Below are 24193 nucleotides of genomic sequence, written 5' to 3'. Positions count from 1 at the left end.
TCGCAACCGGTGGAGGCCGAGCTCCGCCCGGCCCGCACCGTGGAAGTACTCCGCGAGGGCCTCGATCGCGGCTACGTGTTCATGAAGTTCGAACGCACCGGCACGGGCCTGGGCGTCCGCCTCGACCGAGCGGCGTGCAACTTCGATGGCGCCGATTTGGGATCGGGCAAGGGTGTCATCAAATTAGTGGGCGATTTGGTGCTCAATTACAATAAGGTTCGCTATTGGGGCGAGCTTGATTTGGAGACGCTGAAAGGTACGGGGCGTCTCGAGTTCGTGGCTGCGACATGAGCTGATTAGAACCGCCAAGACGCCAAGGACGCCAAGATGAGTTGATGCCCTGTAGTGCCAAGTAACGTCCAGATTCATGAATCTTCAATTCTTGGCGCTCTTGGCGTCTTGGCGGTTCGATAACATCCCCGATATTGCTACCTCATAAAAGAGATTCGCGCATGACGATTCCCTCGCGGATTGTGACGCTCATCGATTTGCTGGAATTTCGCGCTTCGGAGGGGCCCGATCGGCTCCTTTACCGATTCTTGGACGAAGGCGCCGCGCATACGATGACGTACGCGCAATTGGACGCGCAGGCGAGGCGCATTGCGGCCTCCCTGCAGGACATTGCGCGCGCGGGTGAGCGGGCGGTTTTGCTCTACCCGCCAGGACTCGATTACATCGCGGGTTTCTTCGGGGCGCTCTACGCGGGAATCATTGCGGTTCCCGCGTATCCGCCCAATCCGGCACGCCTCGAGCGAACCTTGGGGCCACTCATGGGCATCATCGAGGACGCGGGCGCCACCGTGGTGCTCACGACGGCGATGATCCGTGACATGGCGGGTGCGTTTTTCGCGCAGACGCCGGGCCTCGAGCGCCTTCGATGGGTGGCCACCGATGCCCTCGAGGCGGGGGCCGAGGACGCGTGGCGCAGGCCGGCCATCGAAGGCCCTTCGCTCGCGTTTTTGCAGTACACGTCGGGATCGACGGGGCAGCCCAAGGGCGTCATGGTGCGCCACGAGAACCTGCTGCACAATTTCCGCGCGATCTCGCATGCCTTCAAAACGGGCTCGGAGACATCCACCGTCATCTGGTTGCCGCCGTATCACGATATGGGCCTCATCGGCGGCATTTTGCACCCCGTCGCGGATGGCTATCCCGCGGTGCTGATGTCGCCATTTGCGTTTTTGCAGCGCCCCATGCGCTGGCTGCAGGCTATTTCGGAATACCAAGTTACCCTGAGCGGCGCGCCGAACTTCGCGTACGACCTGTGCGTGCGCAAGAGCACGGCGGAGGAGCGGGAATCGCTCGATCTTCGCCGGTGGGACGTGGCCTTTTCCGGCGCAGAACCGGTGCGGGCGGAGACCTTGGAGCGCTTCGTCGAGGCGTTCGGGCCCGCCGGGTTTCGCTGGCAGTGCTTCACCCCCTGCTATGGACTTGCCGAAGGGACGCTCATCGTCTCCGGCTGCCACCCCGAGGTCGACCCCATCGTGTGCGGCGTCGACGCGGCGGAGCTCGAGCAAAATCGAGCCGTTTCCAAGGATCCCAAGGCGCCCGGGGCGCGCACCTTGGTGGGCTGCGGCAGAATGCTGCCCGAGCACGAATTCCTCATCGTCGAGCCGGAATCGAAGACGGTGCGCGCGGAGGGCGCGGTCGGCGAGATTTGGGCGCGCGGCCCCAGCGTGACCGGCGGCTATTGGAACAAGCCGGATATCACCGCGGAGATCTTCGATGCGCACCTCGCGGACGGCACGGGGCCTTTCTTGCGGACGGGCGACTTCGGCTTCGTGCGCGACGGGGAATTGTTCGTCACGGGGCGGCTGAAGGATCTCATCATCATCCGCGGGCGCAATCACTATCCGCAGGACATCGAGGCCACAGTGGGCCGTTGCCATCGTGCCCTCCGGCCCGGGTGCACCGCGGCGTTCTCCGTGACCGTGGAAGGGCAGGAGCGCCTGGTCATCGTCCAAGAGGTGGACACGCGTCAGGGGGCCGACCTCGACGAGGTGGCGGCCATCGTCCGGCGCGAGGTAGCCCAGGCCCACGAGGTGGATGCCTTCGCGGTGGCGCTCATCCAACAGGGTTCGATTTACAAGACCACGAGCGGCAAGATTCAGCGCCGGGCGTGCCGCGCTGCCTTCCTCGAGGAGCGCCTTTCGGCCGCGCGCGTCGTGCGCTTCGAGGCAGCCGAGCATGATCTCGAGTCGTACCTGCTGCGGCAAGTCGCCGAGATCTTGCGCGAGCCCAACTCCGAGCTTCGCATCGACGAGCACATTGGCGCGCTCGGTCTCGATTCGCTGATGGCCGTCGAGCTTCGCAATCGCGTGGAGCGCGATCTCGGGGTCGCTCTTCCTTTGCGCCAATTTTTCGGGGATACGAGCCTTCGCGATCTGGGCGAGCACGTTTCGGAGTCGCTCCGTACCGGCGTCACGCCTGGACCGCGCGTTCTGCGGGAGCGAAACGCGGACAACGCGAATGCCGAAATGCCGCTTTCCTACGGGCAGCGCGCGTTGTGGTTCTTGAATCGGCTCGCCCCAGAGAGCACTGCCTACAACGTGGCTGCGGCGGTGCACATCGTCTCGCCGCTCGACGTCGACGCGCTGGGCGAGGCATGGCGCAAGCTCCTCGAGCGCCACGCCGCGCTGTGCACGACCTATGGCGAGCGCGATGGCGAACCCTTTCAGCGCGTGCATGCGGCGGTCGATGCAGCGATGGAGCTCGTCGATGGGCGCACCCTCGACGACGCGGCCCTGGCAGCGCGCCTGGCCGACGAAGTGCACCGCCCCTTCGACCTGGAGCGCGGTCCCGTGGCGCGGGCCGTTCTCGTTTCGCGCCCGGACGGGCAGCACACGCTGCTCTTGGTCGTGCACCACATTGCCGTGGACCTGGCGTCGTACGTCCTGCTGGCCGAAGACCTCGGCGCGATGTACGGGAAGCTCGCCCGGGGCGATGTTTCCGCGCTTTCCGCGCTTCCGCGACCCGAGTTCGACTATGCCGATTTCGTCGGTTGGCAAACCAAGGTGCTCTCCGAGGCGGGAGACCGGCACTGGGCGTACTGGCGCGACGAGCTCGCAGGCGAGCTGCCGTCGCTGGATCTTCCCCTGGATCGGCCGCGGCCCGCGGTGCAGACCTTCCGCGGTTCGTCGCACGCATTCGCGTTGAGCGAAACGCTGACCCAGGAGCTCGATGCGCTCGCCCGTGCGCGCGGCGTGACGCTCTATGCCCTGCTTTTGACGGCGTTCGAGGTGCTGCTCCACCGCATGAGCGGGCAGGACGACATCCTCGTGGGCTCCCCGGTGGCGGGGCGCACGCGCGGCGAGTTCGAGTCGGTGGTTGGTTATTTCGTGAACCCCGTGGTGGTGCGCGCGAACTTCGCCGACGATCCATCGTTCGCGAAGGCGCTGGAACGCGTGGTGCGCGCGGTGCTGGGGGCCCTCGATCATCAGGATTACCCATTTCCGCTTCTGGCCTCTCGCCTTCAGCCGGTGCGCGATCCGGCGCGATCCCCGCTCTTTCAGGCGATGTTCGTGTTCCAGAAGTCGCACCGCGCCGAGAGCCTGGCCGCGTTCGCCCTGCCGGATACCCCGGCGCGTGCCCGCCTCGGTGACTTGGAGGTGACCTCCGTCGCGCTGCCGGAGCGGGTCGCGCAGTTCGACGTCACCTTGACCATGGCGGAGGCGGATGGCGTGCTGCGCGCCTCGCTTCAGTACAACACCGACTTGTTCGAGGCGGGCAGCATGGAACGCCTCGCGGCGCGTTTCCAGCGCCTGCTCCACGGCGTCGTGGCCGATCCCGAGCGCACGGTCTCGGCTTTGCCGTTGCTGACCGACGCCGAAGCGCACGAGTTGCTCGTGGAGCGCAATCGCACGGCGCTCGATTTCCCGCCCGACGCGTGCCTTCACGATTTGTTCGCCGCACAGGCCGCGCGTACGCCCGATGCCATTGCGGTGACTTTCGGCGAGCAGCACCTCACGTACCGTGAGCTCGATGTCCGCGCCAATCGGCTTGCCCGCCACTTGCGCGCACTTGGCGCTGGGCCTGAGACGTTGGTGGGGCTTTGCGTTTCGCGTTCGCTCGAGCTGATGGTCGGCCTTTTCGGTATCTTGAAGGCGGGCAGCGCATACGTGCCGCTCGATCCGAACTACCCCGCCGAACGAATCGGCTTCATGCTCCAGGATACCCGCGCACCCATCGTGGTGACGGAGACGGCGCTGTCGCCGAGGCTTTCGGAGCACGGAACCCAGCTCGTCTGCCTGGATGCCTACGAAGCGCTCGAATCGAACGTTGCGCTGGCAGCGAAGCCCGATCACGTGGCGTACGTGATCTACACGTCGGGATCCACCGGCCGCCCCAAGGGGGTCATGATCCCGCATCGCAGTGCGGTCGCATTTGCATCTTGGTCGCGACAGGTTTTTGGCCCCGCCGAATTTGCCGGCGTTCTGGGGGCTACGTCGATCTGCTTCGACCTGTCCGTGTTCGAGTTGATCGTTCCATTGTGCTGGGGCGGTCGCGTCATCCTGGCCAATGATGCACTCGCATTGCCCGAGCTTCCGCATGCCGCGGACGTGACGCTGGTGAACACGGTTCCTTCGGCGATGGCCGCGTTGCTCGAGATGGGCGCGCTCCCCGCGTCGGTGACCACGGTAAACTTGGCCGGCGAACCGCTCTCCGAGGATCTCGCGACGAAGATTCTCGGCAGGCCGCACGTGCGGCGCCTCTTGAATCTGTACGGACCCAGCGAGAGCACCACGTACTCCACGTTTGCGACGGTGGGGTACGGCAAGCCGACCATCGGTGTGCCGGTGGGCAATACGCAGGTTTACGTACTGAACGCGGACGGTGCACCGGTGCCCGCCGGAGTGCCGGGGGAACTGTACATTGGAGGCGTCGGGCTTTCGCGCGGCTACCTCGCGCGTCCCGAGCTCTCGGCGGAGCGTTTCGTTCCGTCTCCGTTTTCACACGGCGCGCGTGTGTACCGCACCGGCGACGTGGTTCGATGGTTGCCGGGTGGAGAGCTCGACTTTCTCGGTCGCGCGGATCACCAGGTCAAGATCCGCGGCTTCCGCATCGAGCTGGGCGAGATCGAGTCCCGTCTGCGCGAACACGCCTCCGTGCGTGCATGCGTGGTCGTGGCGCGCAAGGACACGCCCGACGAGCAGCGCGTGGTGGCTTACGTGGTGACCGAGGGCGGTGCCGACTTCTCGCCCGCCGCCCTGCGCGAGCACATCGGCGTGACCTTGCCCGCGTACATGGTGCCGTCTGCCTTCGTGCAGCTCGATGCGCTGCCGCTGACCGCGAACGGGAAGGTGGACCGCAAGGCCTTGCCGGCACCGGATGCGAGCCGATTCACCGCGGAGGGCGCCTACGTGGCGCCGCGAACCGCGGTGGAAGCCCAGCTCGCGGAGATATGGAGCCAGGTGCTCCGGCTTCCGCGCGTGGGCGTGCATGACAACTTCTTCGAGGCCGGCGGCGATTCGATTCTGACCATTCAGGTCGTTTCGCGGGCAAGTCGTGCAGGGCTGGCCATCTCGCCGCGTTCGCTGTTCCAGAATCCGACGATCGCGCAGCTTGCCAAGGTGGCGCGTGCGCGCGCCGAGGCAACGCTGGCGGAGCAGGGCACCGTCTCCGGCGATGCGCCGCTCACCGCGATTCAGCATTGGTTCTTCGAGCAGCGATTGCCGGCGCCCCACCATTGGAACCAAGCGGTGCTCCTGGAGACCCCCGGCGGGATCGACGCGGCCGCGCTGGAGCGCGCGCTCGACATCGTCGCGCGGCACCACGATGCGTTGAGGCTGCGTTTCGTGCGCGAGCCGGGAGGCGCATGGACCCAGCGGCATGCGGAAGACGGTGCCCTCGTTGCGTTTCATCGCGTGGAGGGCGCATCGCCTGCAGCCATCGAGGCGCGCATCGCGGAGGAACACGCTGCCATGGATCTGGGCCACGGGCCGCTCCTGCGCGCCGTGTGGTTCGATCGCGGGAGCGACACCGGAAGGCTGTTCATCGCGGCGCACCACCTGGTCATCGACGGCGTTTCATGGCGCATCGTGCTCGAGGACATCGAGCGCACGCTCGCGGGCGAGTCGCTGCCCGCGAAATCGACATCGTTCAAGCAATGGTCGGAGAAAATCGCCGGCCTGGCGCAGTCGCCGGGCCTCGCGGGCGAGCTCGCGTATTGGCTCGGCCGGCCTTGGGAGAAGGCGCCGCGGCTTCCGCTGGACCACCAGCAAGGCGAGAACACGGGCGCGTCGGCCGAGGTGGTGCGGGTTGCGCTTTCGGCCTCGGAGACCGAGGCACTGCTCCAACGCGTGCCGCAGGCGTACCGCACGCAGATCAACGACGTGCTGCTCGCGGCGTTGGCGCGGACATTGTCCGAGTGGACCGGCGGCGACGCCGTGCGCATCGATCTGGAGGCCCATGGCCGCGAGGACCTCTTCGAGGGCGTGGACCTTTCGCGCACGGTCGGATGGTTCACCGCGCTTCATCCCGTCGTGCTGGAAACGAGCCGCTCGGCGGATCTCGGTGCGGAGCTCAAATCGGTCAAAGAGCAGCTTCGCACGATTCCGAATCGTGGAATCGGCTATGGCCTTTTGCGCTACCTGCGTGAAGACGGCGGCGAGACCGCCAGGGCCTTGGCGCAGCTGCCCGCCTCCGAGGTGAGCTTCAATTACCTCGGGCAGGTGGACGCGGCGTTTGGCGCCTCGTGGCGGCTTGCTGCCGAGTCGCATCAGGGAGGGCGCGATCCCGGCGGGACGCGTGCTTACCTCCTGGAGATCGACGGGATGGTCTCCGGCGGGGAGCTCCGCGTCGAGTGGAGCTTTGGCGCGAATGCGCACCGGCGCGAATCGGTGGAGGCGCTGGCGTCGCGTTTCATGGAGCATTTGCGCGCGCTGATTGCGCATTGCTTGCTCCCCGATGCGGGCGGCTTCACGCCGTCGGACTTTCCGCTCGCGCGCATCGGCCAGGACGCGCTCGACAAGCTTCTCGGCGTGGGCCGCGACGTCGAGGACGTCTACCGGCTCTCGCCCATGCAGCAGGGCATGCTGTACCACACGCTGCGCGAGCCCCACTCCGGTGTGTACTTCGAGCAGCTGCGCTTCCTCGTGGACGGGCCGCTGGAGGTTTCCCTCTTCGAACGAGCCTGGCAGCGCGTGCTCGCGCAGCATGCGACGCTGCGCACTTCGTTCCATTGGGAGGGCCTCGAGGAGCCGCTGCAAGTGGTGCATCGGCAGGTGGTGCTGCCCTTCGTGACGGAAGACCTGCGCGGCATCGACGATGCCGCCGAGCGGCTCGCGCAATACCTCGCCGAGGATCGGGCGGCCGGGTTCGTGCTCACGCAGGCGCCGCTGCTGCGCGTGCGCGTGGCGCGCTTCGAGGCGGAGCACGAGGTGGTGCTGAGCTTCCACCACCTTTTGGCGGATGGGTGGAGCATGCCCATTCTCGTTCAGCATGTCTTCGAAGAATACGAAGCCCTGCGCGAGGGGCGGGAAACGCACCGCGAGCCAAGCCGTCCTTACCGCGATTACATCGACTGGCTCGCGCGGCAGGATGCGGAAGCCGCGAGCTCGTTCTGGCGCGAGGCGTTGCACGGCTTCACGGAGCCGACGTCGCTCCGCATCGCGCAAGCCACGGCGGCGCGCGGTACGGCGGAAATCGAGCTTGCGCTGCCGCGTGCGACGAAGGTCGCGCTCGATGCGATGGCGCGCAAGCACCGGCTCACACTGAATACGCTGGTGCAGGGCGCGTGGGCGATCCTGCTGCGGCATTACAGTGGCGAAGGCGACGTGGTCTTCGGGACCACCGTGGCGGGGCGGCCTGCGGATCTGGACGACGCCGCGGCCATGGTAGGCCTCTTCATCAACACGCTGCCCGCGCGGCTGCGGGTCGACGACGAGCGCCCGCTCGTGGGATGGCTCGAGGAGCTGCAAACGCGTCAGGCGGAGGCGCAGCACTACGCGTACGCGTCGTTGGCGGAGATTCAACGTGTGAGCGACGTGCCGCGTGGGCAGTCGCTGTTCGACACGTTGCTCGTGTTCGAGAATTACCCCATCGAGGAAGCGCTCGCCGGTAGCCCGCGGCGCATTCGCGACATCCGCGGATACGAGCAAACCAACTACGGGCTGACCGCCGTGGTCCTCCCTGGCCAGCACCTGGCCTTGCGCATTGCTTACGACGCAGGTCGCTACGAGCGTCGCGCCGCCGAAGCGCTCGCACGCCATTGGTGCAACTTGCTCGAGCAGATGGCCTCGAAGCCCGACGCGGCCATCGGTGAGCTTTCGCTGCTGGACGATGCGGAGCGGCATCGGGTGCTCCAGACGTGGAACGCCACGACGACCGAGTATGCGCGTCACGCGACGGTGCACGGGCTGTTCGAGGCGCAAGCCGCGCGGACGCCCGACGCGGTGGCGATCGTGTTCGAGGACACGCAGATCACGTTCGGAGAACTGAATCGACGGGCGAATCGACTGGCGCACCATCTTCGAGCTCAGGGCGTGGGCCCGGAGACTCTGGTGGGCCTCTCGGTGGAGCGCTCGCCGGAGATGGTCGTCGGGCTGCTGGGTATCCTGAAGGCGGGGGGCGCGTACGTGCCGCTGGATCCCGAGTATCCGGCGGAGCGGATTCGGTTGATGTTGGAGGAGGCGCCGCTGGGGGCGATGGTGGATCCCAAGGCGGATCTCACCGGGCAGCCCGAGACGAACCCGCCGGCCATGGTGGGGGCCGAGAATGCGGCGTACGTGATGTTTACGTCGGGTTCGACGGGGCGTCCCAAAGGTGTGACGATTCCGCACCGTGCCGTGGCTCGCTTGGCGATGGCGCGCAATTACGTGCAGATTGCGTCCGGCGACGTGCTCTTGCAGTACGCGCCGGTGTCGTTCGACGCGTCGACATTCGAGGTGTGGAGCGCGTTGCTGCAAGGTGCACGGGTGGCGATGGCGCCGCCGGGGGCGCTGTCGCTCGACGAGCTTGGTGCGACGGTGTCGCGCCACGGCGTGACGGTGATGTGGCTGACGGCGCCGCTGTTTCATCAAATGGTGGACGACGGGGTGGAACGGCTGCGCGGGGTGCGTGCGCTGTTGGCTGGCGGAGACGCGCTTTCGGTCGCGCATGTGCGCCGAGCGCGTGCGGCGCTGCCGGACTGCCAGATCGTCAACGGGTACGGCCCGACGGAGAACACGACGTTCACCTGCTGCTGGCCCATCGACGAAGACGTCCTGGGAGCCTCGGTCCCCATCGGGCGGCCCATCGACAACACGCGCGTGTACCTGCTCGATGCAAACTTGGAGCCGGTACCGGCGGGCGTCGCAGGTGAAGTGTACGCGGCGGGCGATGGTCTTGCCCGCGGTTACCTGGGCCGGCCGGAGCTGACGGCGGAGCGGTTCATCGCGAACCCGTACGGCGAGGGCCGTCTGTATCGGGTGGGGGACCTGGCGCGGCACCTGGAGGACGGGCGGATCGAGTTCCTGGGGCGAGTCGACCACCAGGTGAAGATCCGCGGATTCCGGATCGAGCTGACGGAGATCGAGACGGTGCTGGAGGCGCACGGGTCGGTGCGCTCGAGCGTCGTGGTTGCGCGCGAAGACGGTGGGGAAAAGCGCCTCGTGGCCTACGTGGTATCCGACGAAGCCCTGTCGGTGGCGGCGCTGCAGGAATACCTGCGTGCAAAATTGCCCGGGTACATGGTTCCAGCTGCATTCGTGCAGCTCGATGCGTGGCCGCTCAACGCGAACGGCAAAGTCGATCGCAAGGCCCTGCCGGCTCCGGAGGCACCCGCCATCACCACCGCTTACGAGGCTCCGCGGACGGACGTCGAGGTGCTGGTGGCCGCCATCGTGGCCGATGTGCTCAAGGTTCCCCGCGTCGGGTTGCGCGACGATTTCTTCGCCTTGGGGGCGCACTCCCTTTTGGCCACGCAGATCATTTCGCGGCTTCGCACGACCTTCCGTGTCGAGCTACCCATTCGAAGCCTCTTCGAGGAGCCGACCGTTCTCGGGCTCGCGGCCCGCATCGCATTCGCGCAACACGCGCACGCGGAGCCAATCGTCCCGCGCTCCGAAAGCCGAGCGCTCTCGTTTGCCGAGCAGCGACTCTGGTTCCTCGACAGCCTGGAGCCGGGCGGAAGCGCGTACAACATCGCAGCGGCGCTGCGCCTCGTCGGCGAGCTCGATCACATCGCGCTGGAGCGCGCCCTGGCCGAGGTCGCACGCCGCCACGAGACCTTGCGCACCACCTTCGTCACCCTCGAAGGGAAGGCTTCGCGCGCCGTGCATCCGCCGGCGGAGCGGTGGCCCATCCCGGTGATCCCCGCGCACGACGTGGAGCAACAGGCTCGCGACGAGGCACGCCGTCCGTTCGACCTCGCCACCGGTCCGCTCTTGCGCATGACATTGCTGCAGCAAGGCGCGCGCGAGCACGTCCTCCTCGTGACGATGCACCACATCGTATCGGACGGCTGGTCGATGGGCGTGCTCGTCGACGAAGTCGGTGCACTCTACACGGCCTTCGCGCACGGCCGGCCGTCGCCGCTCCCGGAGCCCCCGATCCAATACGCCGACTTCGCGGCGTGGCAACGGGCCTGGCTCTCGGGCGACACCCTCGAAGGGCAGCTCGGCTACTGGCGCACCCAGCTCGCCGGTGCAACCCCGCTCGAGCTCCCGACGGACCGCCCGCGTCCTCCGGTGCAGACATACCGCGGCGCCACCCAGCGCATTGTGCTCTCCGCGGAGCTGACCGCATCCCTTCGCCGCGTCGCGCGCGAGCAAGGTGCGACCTTGTTCATGACGTTGATGGCCGCCTTCCAGGTGCTCCTGTCGCGCTATGCCGGGTCGGGCGACGTTTGCGTGGGCACGCCGGTGGCGAATCGGAATCGCTCGGAAATCGAGCCGCTGATCGGCTTCTTCGTGAACACGCTGGTGATGCGGAGCGATCTCTCCGACGACCCGCGTTTCGTCGACGCTTTGAAGCGCGTGCGAGATACCGCGCTCGCCGCCTATGCCCACCAGGACGTGCCCTTCGAGAAGCTGGTGGAGGCCCTTGGCGTGGAGCGCGATCCCAGCCGCACGCCGCTCTTCCAAGTGATGTTCGCCCTGCAGAACGCGCCCATGCGCGAGCTCCCGCTGCCCGGCCTCGAGCTTTCACCGATGGCCGTGGAATCGGACATGGCCAAGTTCGACCTCACCTTGATGCTCGCGGAAGAAGGCGGCGAGCTTCGCGGCGGCCTGGAATACAACCGCGATCTGTTCGATGCCGAAACCATCGCGCGCATGGTGGCCAACCTCGGCACGCTCTTGGAAAGCGTCGCGCGCTCGCCCGAGCGCCCCGTTTCCGAGCTCGCACTTCTCACCGCGGCCGAGCGCACCACGGTGCTCGATACCTGGAACGCAACGGCAACCGCGTACCCGCGCGATGCCATCGTGCACCAATTGTTCGAGGCGCAGGCCGCGCGAACGCCGGACGCCACCGCGGTCGTGTTTGGCGATGCGCAACTGAGTTATGCAGACCTGAATCGACGCGCCAATCGCCTGGCGCACCATCTTCGCGCGCAGGGCGTGGGGCCGGAAACGTTGGTCGGTCTTTCCGTGGAGCGCTCGCTCGACATGGTCGTCGGCGTGCTCGCCATCTTGAAGGCGGGCGGCGTGTACGTTCCGCTGGATCCCGAGTACCCGGCCGAGCGAATCCGCTTGATGCTCGAGGAAGCGCCGCTCGGGGCCATGCTGGATCCGAAGGCGGATCTCGAGGGGCAGCCCGATACCAATCTGCCCATCGACGTCGTTGCGGACAACGCGGCCTACGTCATGTTCACGTCGGGTTCGACGGGCCGGCCGAAGGGCGTGTGCATTCCGCACCGCGCGATCGTGCGCTTGGCGATGGCGCAGAACTACGTCCGCATCGAGCCCGAGGATGTGCTGCTCCACGCGGCGCCCCTGGCGTTCGACGCCTCGACCTTCGAGATCTGGAGCGCGCTCTTGCAGGGTGCACGCGTCGTCGTGGCCCCGCCCGGCCTCCTGTCGATCGACGAGCTCGGGGACGTCTTCCGCCGCTACGGCGTGACGACGACGTTCCTCACCACGGCGCTGTTCAATCAGCTCGTGGAGCAGCGTCCGGCCGATCTGGGCGGGCTCACCAAGCTGCTCACCGGCGGTGAAAGCGCATCGCCGGGGGCCATGCGGACGGTCAAGGAGAAGCTCCCCTCGGTGCGCTTGCTCCACGTCTACGGCCCGACGGAAAACACGACGTTCACGACGTCGACGGATCTGGACCACGCCGACACGGAACGTCCGCGTGTGCCGATTGGGCGGCCCATCGACGATACGCAGACGTACCTGCTCGACGAAAACCTCGAGCCGGTGCCGATCCGTGCGGCCGGTGAGGTCCATGCGGGGGGCGATGGCTTGGCGCGAGGGTACCTGAATCGACCCGAGCTCACCGCGGAGCGTTTCGTGCCCGATCCGCACACCGAGAAGGGTGGAACGCGCTTGTACCGCGTGGGCGATCTCGCGCGGTACTTGGCCGATGGGCGCATCGAGTTCCTCGGGCGCGTCGACCATCAGGTGAAGATCCGTGGCTTCCGGATCGAGTTGGGCGAGATCGAAGCGGTGCTCGGCGAGCATCCGTCGCTGCAGGCCAGCGTGGTGATCGCGCGCGAGGATAGCCCGGGGCGAAAGCAGCTCGTCGCCTACGTCGTCGCGCAGCCGGGGCTATCGCTTTCGGTGGGCGCGCTTCGCGAACACCTGGAAGCACGGTTGCCGTCGTACATGGTGCCGGCGGTCTTCGTCGAGCTCGAGGCATTGCCCCTCAGTCCCAACGGCAAGGTCGCCCGCAAGGCGTTGCCGGTGCCGGATGCGGCACGGATGACCAGCGGCGCGGTCTTCGAAGCGCCGCGGACCAAGGCCGAAACCGTCCTCGCCGAGATTTGGGCGCAGGTGCTCGGCGTATCGAAACTCGGCATCCACGACGACTTCTTCGAGGTGGGCGGCGACTCGATCCTCACCATCCAGATCGTCGCCAAGGCGAAGCAGGCGGGGTTGCACCTTTCGCCGAAGCTCCTGTTCCAAAATCCGACCATCGCCGGGCTCGCGGCCGTGGCCTCCAGCGATACCACCTCGGTGCGCGCGGAGCAGGGGCGGATCATGGGCGAGGCGCCGCTCACCCCCATCCAGCGGTGGTTCTTCGAGCAGGAGTTGCCGTCGCCGCATCACTTCAATCAATCGGTGATGCTCGAGGTCGACCCCTCCCTCGATCCCGTGACCGTGGAGGGTGCGTTGCGCGCGGTCGTGCAGCACCACGACGCCTTGCGACTGCGGTTCACGCGGGAGGAAGGGCAGTGGCGGCAGCGTCATGCCGAGTCGGAGCACGCGGTGAGCCTCGAACGGCTCGACCCGCGCTCGGCGCACGCGAGCCTCGATTTGGAGCACGGGCCGTTGCTGCGGGCCGCGTGGTTCGATGGGCAGCCCGCGCGGTTGCTCCTGGTGGTGCATCATCTGGTGGTCGACGGCGTCTCGTGGCGCATCCTGCTCGAGGATTTGCAGACCGCCGTGCGGCAGCTCCTTGCCAGCCAGGCCGTGACCTTGCCGCCCAAGACGACGTCGTTCAAGCATTGGGCCGAGCAGCTCTCGGCCTATGCGCAATCCGCCCCGCTGGAAGGCGATCTCGCGTATTGGCTCGCCCAACCCTGGGAAAAGGTTCGGCCTTTGCTACGCGATGGCTCGGGCATCGAGAACACGGTGGCCCACGCGGAGACCGTGCACGTGGGGCTGACCGCCGAGGAGACCGAGGCGCTGCTCAAGCGCGTGCCGCAGGCCTACCGCACCCAGATCAACGATGTGCTTCTCACGGCGCTCGCGCAGACGCTGGGCGAGTGGACCTCCGCGCCCGCGGTGCTGGTCGATCTCGAGGGCCACGGCCGCGAGGATTTGCTCGAGAACGTGGACCTTTCCCGCACGGTGGGATGGTTCACCGCACTCTATCCGGTGGTCTTGAAGTTGGACCCGGGCATGGCCCTCACGGCCATCAAAGAGCAGCTTCGAGCCATCCCGAAGCGCGGCGTTGCGTACGGCTTGCTCCGGTATCTGCGCGGTGAGGCACGTCTCGCGGGGCTGGCGGCCGCCGAGGTGAGCTTCAATTACCTGGGACAGGTCGACGGTGGCCAAGGCGCATCGTTCCGACTCGTGCCCGATGCCGCGCCCGCGCACGCTCCGAACGGCCGTCGCGCGCACCTGCTGGACATCACCGGCATCGTGTCGGAGGGGCGGCTCGGTTTCGATTGGACCTTCAGCCCCGGCGCCCACGCGCGTAAAACCGTGGCGGCGCGGGCTGCTGCGTTCGCGGAGAGACTGCGCGCGGTCATCGCGCATTGCCTTTCGCCCGAGGCGGGCGGCTTCACGCCATCGGATTTCCCACTCGCCCGGCTCGAGCCCGCGGCGCTGGAGCGGCTGCTCGCGCAATCCGGCGGATGGCGCTCCGTGGAGGACATTTACCGACTCACGCCCGTGCAGCAAGGAATGCTCTTCCATACGCTGCGGGAGCCGGATTCCGGCGTGTACCTCGTGCAACTCCGTTGCACCATCGAGGGCAGCCTGGATCGCATGGCTTTCGAGCGCGCCTGGCAGCACGCGGTGGAGAAGCATACCATCCTGCGGTCGTCGTTCCATTGGGACGGCCTCGAAGAGCCAGTGCAGATCGTCCATCGCGAGGTTCGAATCCCGTTCGAACAGGACGAAACGTCGCGAGGCTTCGACCTGACCGCCGCGCCCGCGTTGCGTATTCGCTTGGTGCAAACGGCCGACACACGTCACGAGCTCACCGTCACGTTGCATCACATCCTTGCCGACGGCTGGAGCCTGCCGCTCGTGTTCAAGGACGTCTTCGACGCCTATGCGCGTCTCCGCGCGGGCGAGCAGCCCTCCGGGGAGCGCCTCGTCCCGTATCGGGACTACGTGGCGTGGCTCGCGCGTCAGGATGCGCGGCGCGCGGAGGCATTTTGGCGCGAACGACTTCGCGGCTTCTCGGCGCCCACGGCGCTGCGCATCGAGCGACCGGCGGCCTCGCGCGAGCGCGGGAGCCACGAGCTCGTGCTGAACGTGTCCGCGGAGCAGACCCGGCTCCTCGCCGACCGCGCACGCGAGCACGGACTCACGTTGAACACGCTGGTGCAGGGCGCGTGGGCCATCCTCGTGAGCCGCTACAGCGGCGAAAAGGACATCGTGTTCGGCGCCACGCTTTCCGGCCGCCCGACGGAGCTCGAAGGGGCACCCACCATGGTGGGCCTCTTCATCAACACGCTCCCGGTGCGAGCCCAGGTATCCGAGCGCGCGCCGCTACTCGACTTCTTGCGATCATTGCAAGATGCACAGATCGAGACGTCGCAGTACGAATACAGCTCGCTCGTCGACGTGCAGGGCTGGAGCGAGGTGCCGCGCGGGCAGTCGCTGTTCGACACCATCGTCGTGTTCGAAAATTATCCGCTCGACGAGACGTTCCGCACCGACGCGGACCTGCGCATCACCGACGTTCGCGGTGCCGATCGGACCAATTATCCGCTGACCGTGGTCGTCGCCCCCGGGCGTTGCCTCTCGTTGAAGATCGCCTTCGACACAGCGCGGTTCGAGCACGACGCCATCGAGCGGCTTCTGCATCATCTGAGCACCTTGCTCGATGGCATCGCCGCCGAGCCGCGGCGTCTCGTGGGCGAGGTGTCGATGCTCACCGCCGCGGAGCGACACGCGCTGTCGAAGGGGAGGGACCAGGTCGAGGATCATGCCCGACCCGAGTCCCTGCACGAGCTGTTCGAAGCGCAGGTTCGCGCGAACCCCGATGCCGTGGCCGCCGTCTTCGACGACGAGCAAATCACGTACGGCGAACTGAATCGACGCGCCAACCGGCTCGCACACCGCCTTCGCGCGATGGGCGTGGGGCCCGACGTCCTCGTTGGCTTGAGCATCGAGCGATCGCTGGAGCTGGTGGTCGGCCTGTTGGGCATCTCCAAGGCGGGCGGAGCCTACGTGCCGCTCGACCCGTCGTACCCGAAGGAGCGCCTCGAGCGCATGGCCAGCGACGCGCGCCCACCGGTGATCGTCACACGGGAGGCCGACCGTGGTTCACTCCCCGAGGGCACGGCGCAGATCCTTCGAATCGATGCAGATTGGTCTTCCATCGCGGGCGAGAGCGACGTCAACCCGGCCAGCGGGACCACGCCGGAGAGCCTGACGTACGTGATCTACACGTCGGGTTCGACCGGCACGCCAAAGGGCTCCCCGGTCACGCATGGCAACGTCACCCGCTTGTTCGGCGCCACGGATGCGTGGTTCCACTTCGACGCGCGCGACGTTTGGACCATGTTCCACTCGTACGCGTTCGACTTCTCCGTTTGGGAAATCTGGGGTGCGCTGCTCTATGGCGGACGCCTGGTGATCGTGCCATTCGACGTGAGCCGATCGCCGGAGGCGTTCCACCGCCTCCTCTGCCGTGAGCGCGTGACGGTGCTCAATCAGACGCCGTCCGCGTTTCAGCAGCTCATGGCCGCCGACACAGCGGCGACGGAGGGAACCTTCGCGCTTCGCTCGGTCATTTTCGGCGGGGAAGCCCTGGACATTCCGGGCTTGCGGCCCTGGTTCGAGCGGCACGGCGACGAGCAACCGCAGCTGGTCAACATGTACGGCATCACCGAGACCACGGTGCACGTCACCTATCGGCCGTTGTCGCGGGCGGATCTGGACGGGCAGGGCTCGAGCGCGATTGGCATTCCCATTCCCGACCTGCAAGCGTACGTGCTCGCCAGCGATGGGCAGCTCGTTCCGGCAGGCGTACCCGGCGAGCTTTACGTCGGCGGCGCCGGCCTCGCGCGCGGTTACTTGCACCGGCCCGAGCTGACCGTGGAGCGCTTCGTCCCCGATCCGTTCGGCGCGGGGGCGCGGCCGGGGGCGCGTCTGTACAAGACGGGCGATCTCGTACGCAGGCTGCCAGGCGGCGGTCTGGATTACCTGGGTCGCATCGACCAGCAGGTAAAGATTCGCGGCTTCCGGATCGAGCTGGGCGAGATCGAAGCGGTGCTCGGCGAGCACCCCTCCGTGCAGACAAGCGTCGTCGTCGTTCGCGACGACGCAGGCGAGCGCGGTAGCCTGGCCTTGGGCCACAAACGGCTCATTGCGTACGTGGTCGCGGACGCGGAATTCTCGGCGTCCGCCTTGCGCGAGCACGCGCAGTCTCGATTGCCCGTGTACATGGTGCCCGCGGCCTTCGTGCGGCTCGATGCCTTGCCGCTGAACTCGAACGGCAAGGTCGATCGCAAAGCATTGCCCGCGCCCGAGGCGGAGCACACGGTATCGCAGAGCGCGTACGAGGCTCCGCGAACCGATGTGGAGGAGCTGGTGGCCGGGATCCTGGCCGAGGTGCTGCGCCTTCCGCGCGTCGGTGTCCACGACGACTTTTTCGCGCTGGGCGGGCACTCGTTGCTCGCCACGCAAGTGATCACGCGCCTGCGCGCCGCATTCGGCGTCGATGTTGCTCTGCGCACGTTGTTCGAGGGGCCCACCGTCTCGGCCCTCGCCAAATGCGTTGCCGCCGCTCGGGGCACGAGCAGTGCCCCGCCCATGGGCACCGTCTCGCGCGACGAACGGCTTCCGCTGTCGTTCGCCGAGCAGCGCCTTTGGTTCTTGGACCAACTGGAGCCGGGCAACGCATCTTACAACCTGCCCTCGGCCCTGCGCCTGCGCGGGGAGCTGGATCCCGCGGTGCTCGAGCGCGTCTTCTCCGAGCTGGTGCGACGCCACGAAACGTTGCGCACCACGTTCGAGACGGAAGACGGCAACGCCGTGCGGCGAATTCACCCGGCCGCACCCACCTTCCCGATCGACGTGAGCGCCGCCGGGCCGGATTGGGAGAGCGCGGTTCGAGACGAAGCCCGTCGCCCCTTCGATCTGGGCGCGGGCCCGCTTCTGCGGGCCAAGCTACTTCGCCTTTCCGCCGAGGACCACGTGCTCCTGGTGACGATGCATCACATCGTCTCCGACGGCTGGTCGATGGGCGTTCTCGTCAACGAGGTTGCCGCGCTCTACGCAGCGTTCATCCAAGGCAAGCCCTCACCGCTGGCCGAGCTCGAGCTCCAATACGCCGACTTCGCCGTTTGGCAGCGCCAATGGCTTTCGGGCAGCGTGTTGGAAATGCAGCTCGAGTACTGGCGCAATCGCATGTCGAATGCATCGACATTGGAATTGCCTACCGATCGCCCGCGCCCGGCGGAGCAGACGTACCGAGGCGGCGCGCTCCCGGTGAATATTCCTGCGGAGCTGACCGCATCGCTCGAGCGTCTGAGCCGGCACAACGGCGCCACCTTGTTCATGACGTTGTTGGCGGCCTTCCAGGTGCTGCTCGCGCGCTACAGCGGCCAAAACGACATCAGCGTCGGAACGCCGGTGGCGAACCGCACGCGCGCCGAGGTGGAGCCGCTCATTGGATTCTTCGTCAACACCTTGGTGATGCGGGGCGATCTCTCCGGGGATCCGACCTTCGAGGCGCTGCTCGCGCGGGTCCGTGATGGCGCGCTCGAGGCCTATGCCCACCAAGACGTGCCATTCGAGCGCGTGGTGGAGGCCGTGGGCTCGGAGCGCGATCTGAGCCGCACGCCGCTGTTCCAAGTGATGTTCGTGTTGCAGAACACACCGGTTCGCGCCCTCGAACTGCCCGGCCTCGAGCTCACCCCGGTGCCGACGGAGTCGGAGGTGGCGAAGTTCGATTTGACCCTGGCCTTGAACGAGGGCCCTGCTGGCCTTCACGGCATTCTCGAATACAACGCCGACCTATTCGACTCGGCAACGGTCGCGCGCATGGTCGGGCACTTCGACGTGCTTTTGCAGGCCGTCGTTGCCCAGCCGGCGCGATCCATCGGTGAGCTTTCCCTCATGCCCGATTGGGAACACCAACGGGTCGTGCGGGAGTGGAACGAAACGGACATCGAGCCGCGGCCTCACGCGAGCTTCGTGGAGACCTTCGAAGAGCAGGTCGCCCGGACGCCGGACACCCTGGCCGTGGTGCTCGGAGAGCAGCAGCTCACGTACCGCGAGCTCCATGGCCGCGCCAGTGAAGTGGCGCGTGCGCTCCAGGCCGATGGGGTCGACGCCGAATCGGTGGTGGCCCTTTCCATGGCCCGCGGTCCGGAGTTTCTGACCGCGGTGCTCGCCGTGTGGAAGGCGGGCGGTGCGTACCTTCCGCTGGATCCCGAGCACCCCGCCGAGCGCATCGCCGACGTCGTGGCACGAAGCGGAGCCCGGTGGATCGTAACCGCGGGCATCGATCACTCGGTTCCCGCGGAGAAGCTCCCGCCCGAGGTGAAGGTCGTTGCCCTCGAGGCGCTGCAGCGGGCCGGCTCGGCGATGGGCCCGGCGCACGCGATCCGTCCGCGTGGTCCCGGCCAGATGGCCTACGTGATCTACACCTCGGGCTCCACCGGTGTCCCGAAGGGTGCCATGGTCGAGCAGCGCGGCATGCTGAACCACCTCGACGCGAAGGTGGCCGATCTGCGGCTCACGCCGGGTGACGTGGTGGCGCAGACGGCCTCCCAATGCTTCGACATTTCCGTGTGGCAGTACCTGTCGGCCCTCGTGGTGGGCGGCCGCGTGCACGTCGTGCCGGACGAGATCGCGCACGATCCGCGCAAGCTGTTCGAAGAGGTTTCCGCCTGCGGGGTGACCATTCTGGAGGTGGTGCCGTCGCTGTTGCGTGCGGCCCTCGACGACATCGAAGCGCGTGGCGACGTGCCTGCGCTGCCGTCGCTTCGATGGCTCCTGGTGACCGGCGAGGCGTTGTCACCGGAGTTGTGCCGCAAGTGGCTGCGCGTCTATCCCGAGATCCCCTTGATGAACGCGTACGGGCCCACGGAGTGCTCGGACGACGTCACGCACTACACGATCGAGGCGCCGCTGGATACCGCGGTGGTGCATACGCCAATCGGGCGGCCGATTCAGAACACGGGCCTCTACGTCCTCGATGGGCATCATCAGCCTGCCCCCATCGGCATCAACGGTGAGCTCTACGTCGGCGGCGCCGGCGTCGGCCGCGGGTACTTGAACGATGCACGGCGCACGGCCGAAAGCTTCGTGCCCGATCCCTTCGCGCAGGGCGGTGCACGTCTGTACAAGACCGGCGACGTCGCGCGCTGGCTGGTGAGCGGCGACCTGGAATTCCTGGGGCGCGTCGACCACCAGGTGAAGGTGCGCGGCTTCCGCATCGAGCTGGGCGAGATCGAGGCGGCCCTCGAGCAGCACGATGCCGTTCGCGACGTGGTGGTGACGGCTCGGCACGAGGGCACCAACGGACACGGCGACAAGCGCCTCGTGGCGTACGTGGTGCCGGAGGAGGGGATCGAGCTCTCGGTGCCGGAGCTTCGCGAGCACCTGAAGTCGAAGCTTCCCGCATACATGGTGCCGTGGGCCTTCGTGCCGCTCCCCGCGCTGCCGCTCACGCCGAACGGGAAGGTCGACCGCAAAGCGCTGCCCGCGGTCGATCTCCAGCCCGAGGTCGACGACTATGCGGCGCCTCGGACCGACGTGGAGGAGCTCGTGGCCGGGATCGTGGCCCGCGTCCTGGAGCAACCGCGCGTGGGGCTGCACGACGACTTCTTCGCGATGGGCGGCCATTCCCTCCTGGCGACGCAGGCCGTCTCACGACTGCGGGCCGCGTTCGGCGTGGACATTCCACTGCGCAGCTTGTTCGAGGCGCCGACCGTGTCGGGAATGGCGGCCCGTATCGCTGCCGCCCAGCGTGCAGGCGATGCACTCGTTGCGGCGCCGCCCATCGTGGCGGGTGCGCGCGGGGAGCTCTCGCTGTCGTTCGCAGAGCAGCGGCTTTGGTTCTTGGACCAATTGGAGCCGGGCAGCCATTCCTACAACATGCCCGTGGCGCTGCACTTGCGCGGCGCGCTCGACGTCGATGCGCTCGAGCGGGCGTTCCTCGAGGTGCTGCGGCGACACGAGTCGCTGCGCACGACGTTCACTGCGGACGAGGGACGTGCCAAGCGCGTGATCGCCGAAGCACTGCCCACCTGGAGGCTCTCGATCGAGGAGGTTCGAGCCGACGAGGTTTCGAGCCGCGCGCACGAGGAAGCGCGCCGACCTTTCGACCTCGCCACCGGTCCGCTGCTGCGGGCGAAGCTTCTACGGCAGGGAGAAGGCGAACACGTGCTGCTGGTCACGATGCACCACATCGTGTCGGACGGCTGGTCGATGGGGGTGGTGGTCCAGGAGATTGCCGCGCTCTATGCGGCGTTCGTCGAGGGAAAGCCATCGCCGCTGCCGGAGCTCGCCATTCAATACGCCGACTTCGCGGCCTGGCAGCGAAGGTGGCTCTCGGGCGACGTTCTGGACGCGCAGCTCGGATACTGGCGCGAGCGGCTCTCGGGTTCGACGGTGCTCGACTTGCCGACGGACCGTCCGCGCCCGCCCGTTCAGACCTACCGCGGCGCGACCAAGGAGATCGAGCTCTCGGAGTGGCTCACCAGCGCACTGCGCCGGGTGAGCCGCGAGCAGAGTGCCACCTTGTTCATGACGTTGATGACGGCGTTCCAGGTGCTTCTGTCGCGTTACAGCGGCTCGACCGACATCAGCGTCGGCACGCCGGTGGCAAACCGGAATCGCGGCGAGACCGAGCCGCTGATTGGCTTCTTCGTGAACACGCTGGTGATGCGGACCGACTTCTCCGAAAATCCGCGGTTCGCCGACGCATTGAAGCAGGTGCGCGACCATGCGCTGGGCGCTTACGCGCACCAGGACGTGCCGTTCGAAAAGCTGGTGGAGACCCTGGTCGTGGATCGGGATGCGAGCCGCACGCCGCTCTTCCAGGTGATGTTCACCTTGCAAAATGCACAGGTTCGAGCGCTGTCGCTGCCGGGCGTGGAGCTTTCTCCCATGCCCGTGGCGTCGGAGATCGCCAAGTTCGACCTCACGTTGGCGCTGGAGGAGGTGGACGGGCATCTGAGCGGCGCGCTGGAGTACAACAGCGACCTGTTCGACCCCGAAACCGTGGATCGCATGATGGCGAACTTCGGTGTGCTGCTGGAAGGGATTGCCGCGTCGCCGGAGGCGCGTGTCGCCGAGCTTCCGCTCCTCACCGGCGCCGAGCGGCAGAAGGTCCTCGGTGTGTGGGCTCTCCCGCCCGACCACGAGACCGTCACGCAACCCGGGATGCCCGTGCACGAATGGGTCGAGGCGCAGGCCGAGCGGACCCCGGATACCGTGGCCGTCATCTTCGGGGAGCGGCAGCTCACCTACCGCGAGCTGAACGAGCGCGCGAACCGATTGGCCCACCATCTCGCATCGCTGGATGTCGGCCCTCGGATGCTCGTCGGCCTCATGGTGGAGCGGTCGGCCGAAATGGTGGTCGGACTGCTTGGCATCTTGAAGACCGGGGCGGCGTACGTGCCCTTGGATCCGACCCAGCCGCCCTCGCGGCTGGAATGGATGCTCACGGACTCGGCGTTGTCGGTGCTGGTGACGGAGCGAGCGCTTGCCGCAGCGCTTCCGAACCCACCCCGCACGATCGTATGCCTCGACACGGATTGGCACGAGGGCCGAAGCGCGGACGGTCACCCGCGCCGCACCTTGGGGGAAGATCTCGCGTACGTGATTTACACGTCGGGATCGACGGGCCGGCCCAAAGGCGTCGGCGTTCCCCACCGCGCGCTGACGAACTTCCTCGCATCCATGGGGAAGAGGCCCGGAATCAGCGCGCGCGATCGGCTGCTCGCCGTGACGACGCTGTCGTTCGACATCGCGGGGCTCGAGATCTGGTTGCCGCTGGTGAACGGCGCGTGCGTGGAAATCGTGGACCGCGAAGTGTCGGCCGATGGCGCCGCCCTGCGCGCCCGAATCGAGCAGAGCGCACCGACCATCATGCAGGCCACGCCGGCAACCTGGCGAATGCTGCTCGAGGCGGGGTGGGCGGGCACGAAAGAGCTCGTGATCCTCTGCGGTGGTGAAGCCTTGCCGCCTGCGCTCGCCACGGAGCTCGTGCCGCGTTGCGGAGCCTTGTGGAACATGTATGGCCCGACGGAGACGACGATCTGGTCGGCCACCACGCGAATCGACGAGGTGCTTGCCCCCATTTCGATCGGGCGCCCCATCGATGACACGACGCTGTACGTGCTCGACGCGGACCACGAGGCCGCTGCCATTGGCGTGGCCGGTGAACTCTTGATCGGCGGTGCGGGTCTGGCGCGCGGTTACCTCGGCCGTCCCGAGCTGGCGGCGGAAAAGTTCGTCCCCCATCCGTTCGGCCGCGGGCGGTTGTATCGAACGGGCGACGTGGTCCGCTGGCGGGCGGACGGGAAGCTCGAGTTTCTGGGACGCGTGGACCACCAGGTGAAGATCCGCGGATTCCGCATCGAGCTCGGTGAAATCGAAGCTTCGCTCGGAGAGCATCCGGCGGTCCGAACGAGCGTCATCGTGGCGCGCGACGAGCGCCTCGTCGCCTACGTGGTCGCCGAAAGCGAAATGGTTCTCTCGGTCCGGGACCTGCGGGAACACCTGCATGCAAAATTGCCCGCGTACATGATTCCAGCTGCATTCGTGCAGCTCGATGCTTTGCCGCTGAATGCCAACGGCAAGGTGGACCGCAAAGCCTTGCCCGATCCGGATGCCGGAGCCTTGGCAACGGGGTCCGCGTACGAGGCACCGCGGAGCGACGTCGAAGTCCTGCTGGCCGACATCGTTGGCGACGTGCTGCAGCGAACAGGCATCGGTGTACGCGACAACTTCTTCGCCATGGGTGGACACTCGCTCCTGGCGACGCAGTTGGTGTCCCGTCTTCGTGCGACCTTTGGTGTGGAGCTGCCGCTGCACGCGCTGTTCGCGGATCCGACGGTGGCCGGGATGGCCGTGCGCATCGAGGCGGCGCAGCGCGCGGGGGCCGGTGTGTCGGCGCCTCCGATCCGGCCGGTGCCGCGCGATGCCGAGCTGCCCCTTTCGTTTGCCGAGCAGCGACTGTGGTTCTTGGACCACCTCGAGCCAGGGAGCAGTTCGTACAATTTGCCTGCCGCCCTCCGTCTGCGCGGTGCGCTGGATATCGATGCGCTCGCCCGTGCGTTCGGCGAGATCGTGCGCCGGCACGAGGCCTTGCGCACCACGTTCGCATCGAAAGAGGGCGCAGCACGGCGCGTCGTTCATGCGCCGCCGGTGGACTGGAGCATCCCGCTCACGGACGTGTCGTCACTCCCGGA

1 protein-coding gene (only partly in view) is annotated in these 24193 nt (G+C 67.2%); it reads left to right on the top strand.

Features of this window, described 5'->3' with window-relative positions:
- Positions 1 to 452: 452 nt before the first annotated feature.
- Positions 453 to 24193 carry the 5' portion of a non-ribosomal peptide synthase/polyketide synthase gene (locus tag LZC95_33145; protein ID WXA91291.1) on the top strand. Its footprint extends 14812 nt past the window's final position, so the window shows 23741 of its 38553 coding nt (coding positions 1-23741); its start codon is at positions 453 to 455; the stop codon falls past the right edge of the window.

The organism is Sorangiineae bacterium MSr12523 (assembly GCA_037157775.1).
Classification (GTDB): domain Bacteria; phylum Myxococcota_A; class Polyangia; order Polyangiales; family Polyangiaceae; genus Pendulispora; species Pendulispora brunnea.
This window is presented reverse-complemented; position numbering and strand designations above follow the sequence as displayed.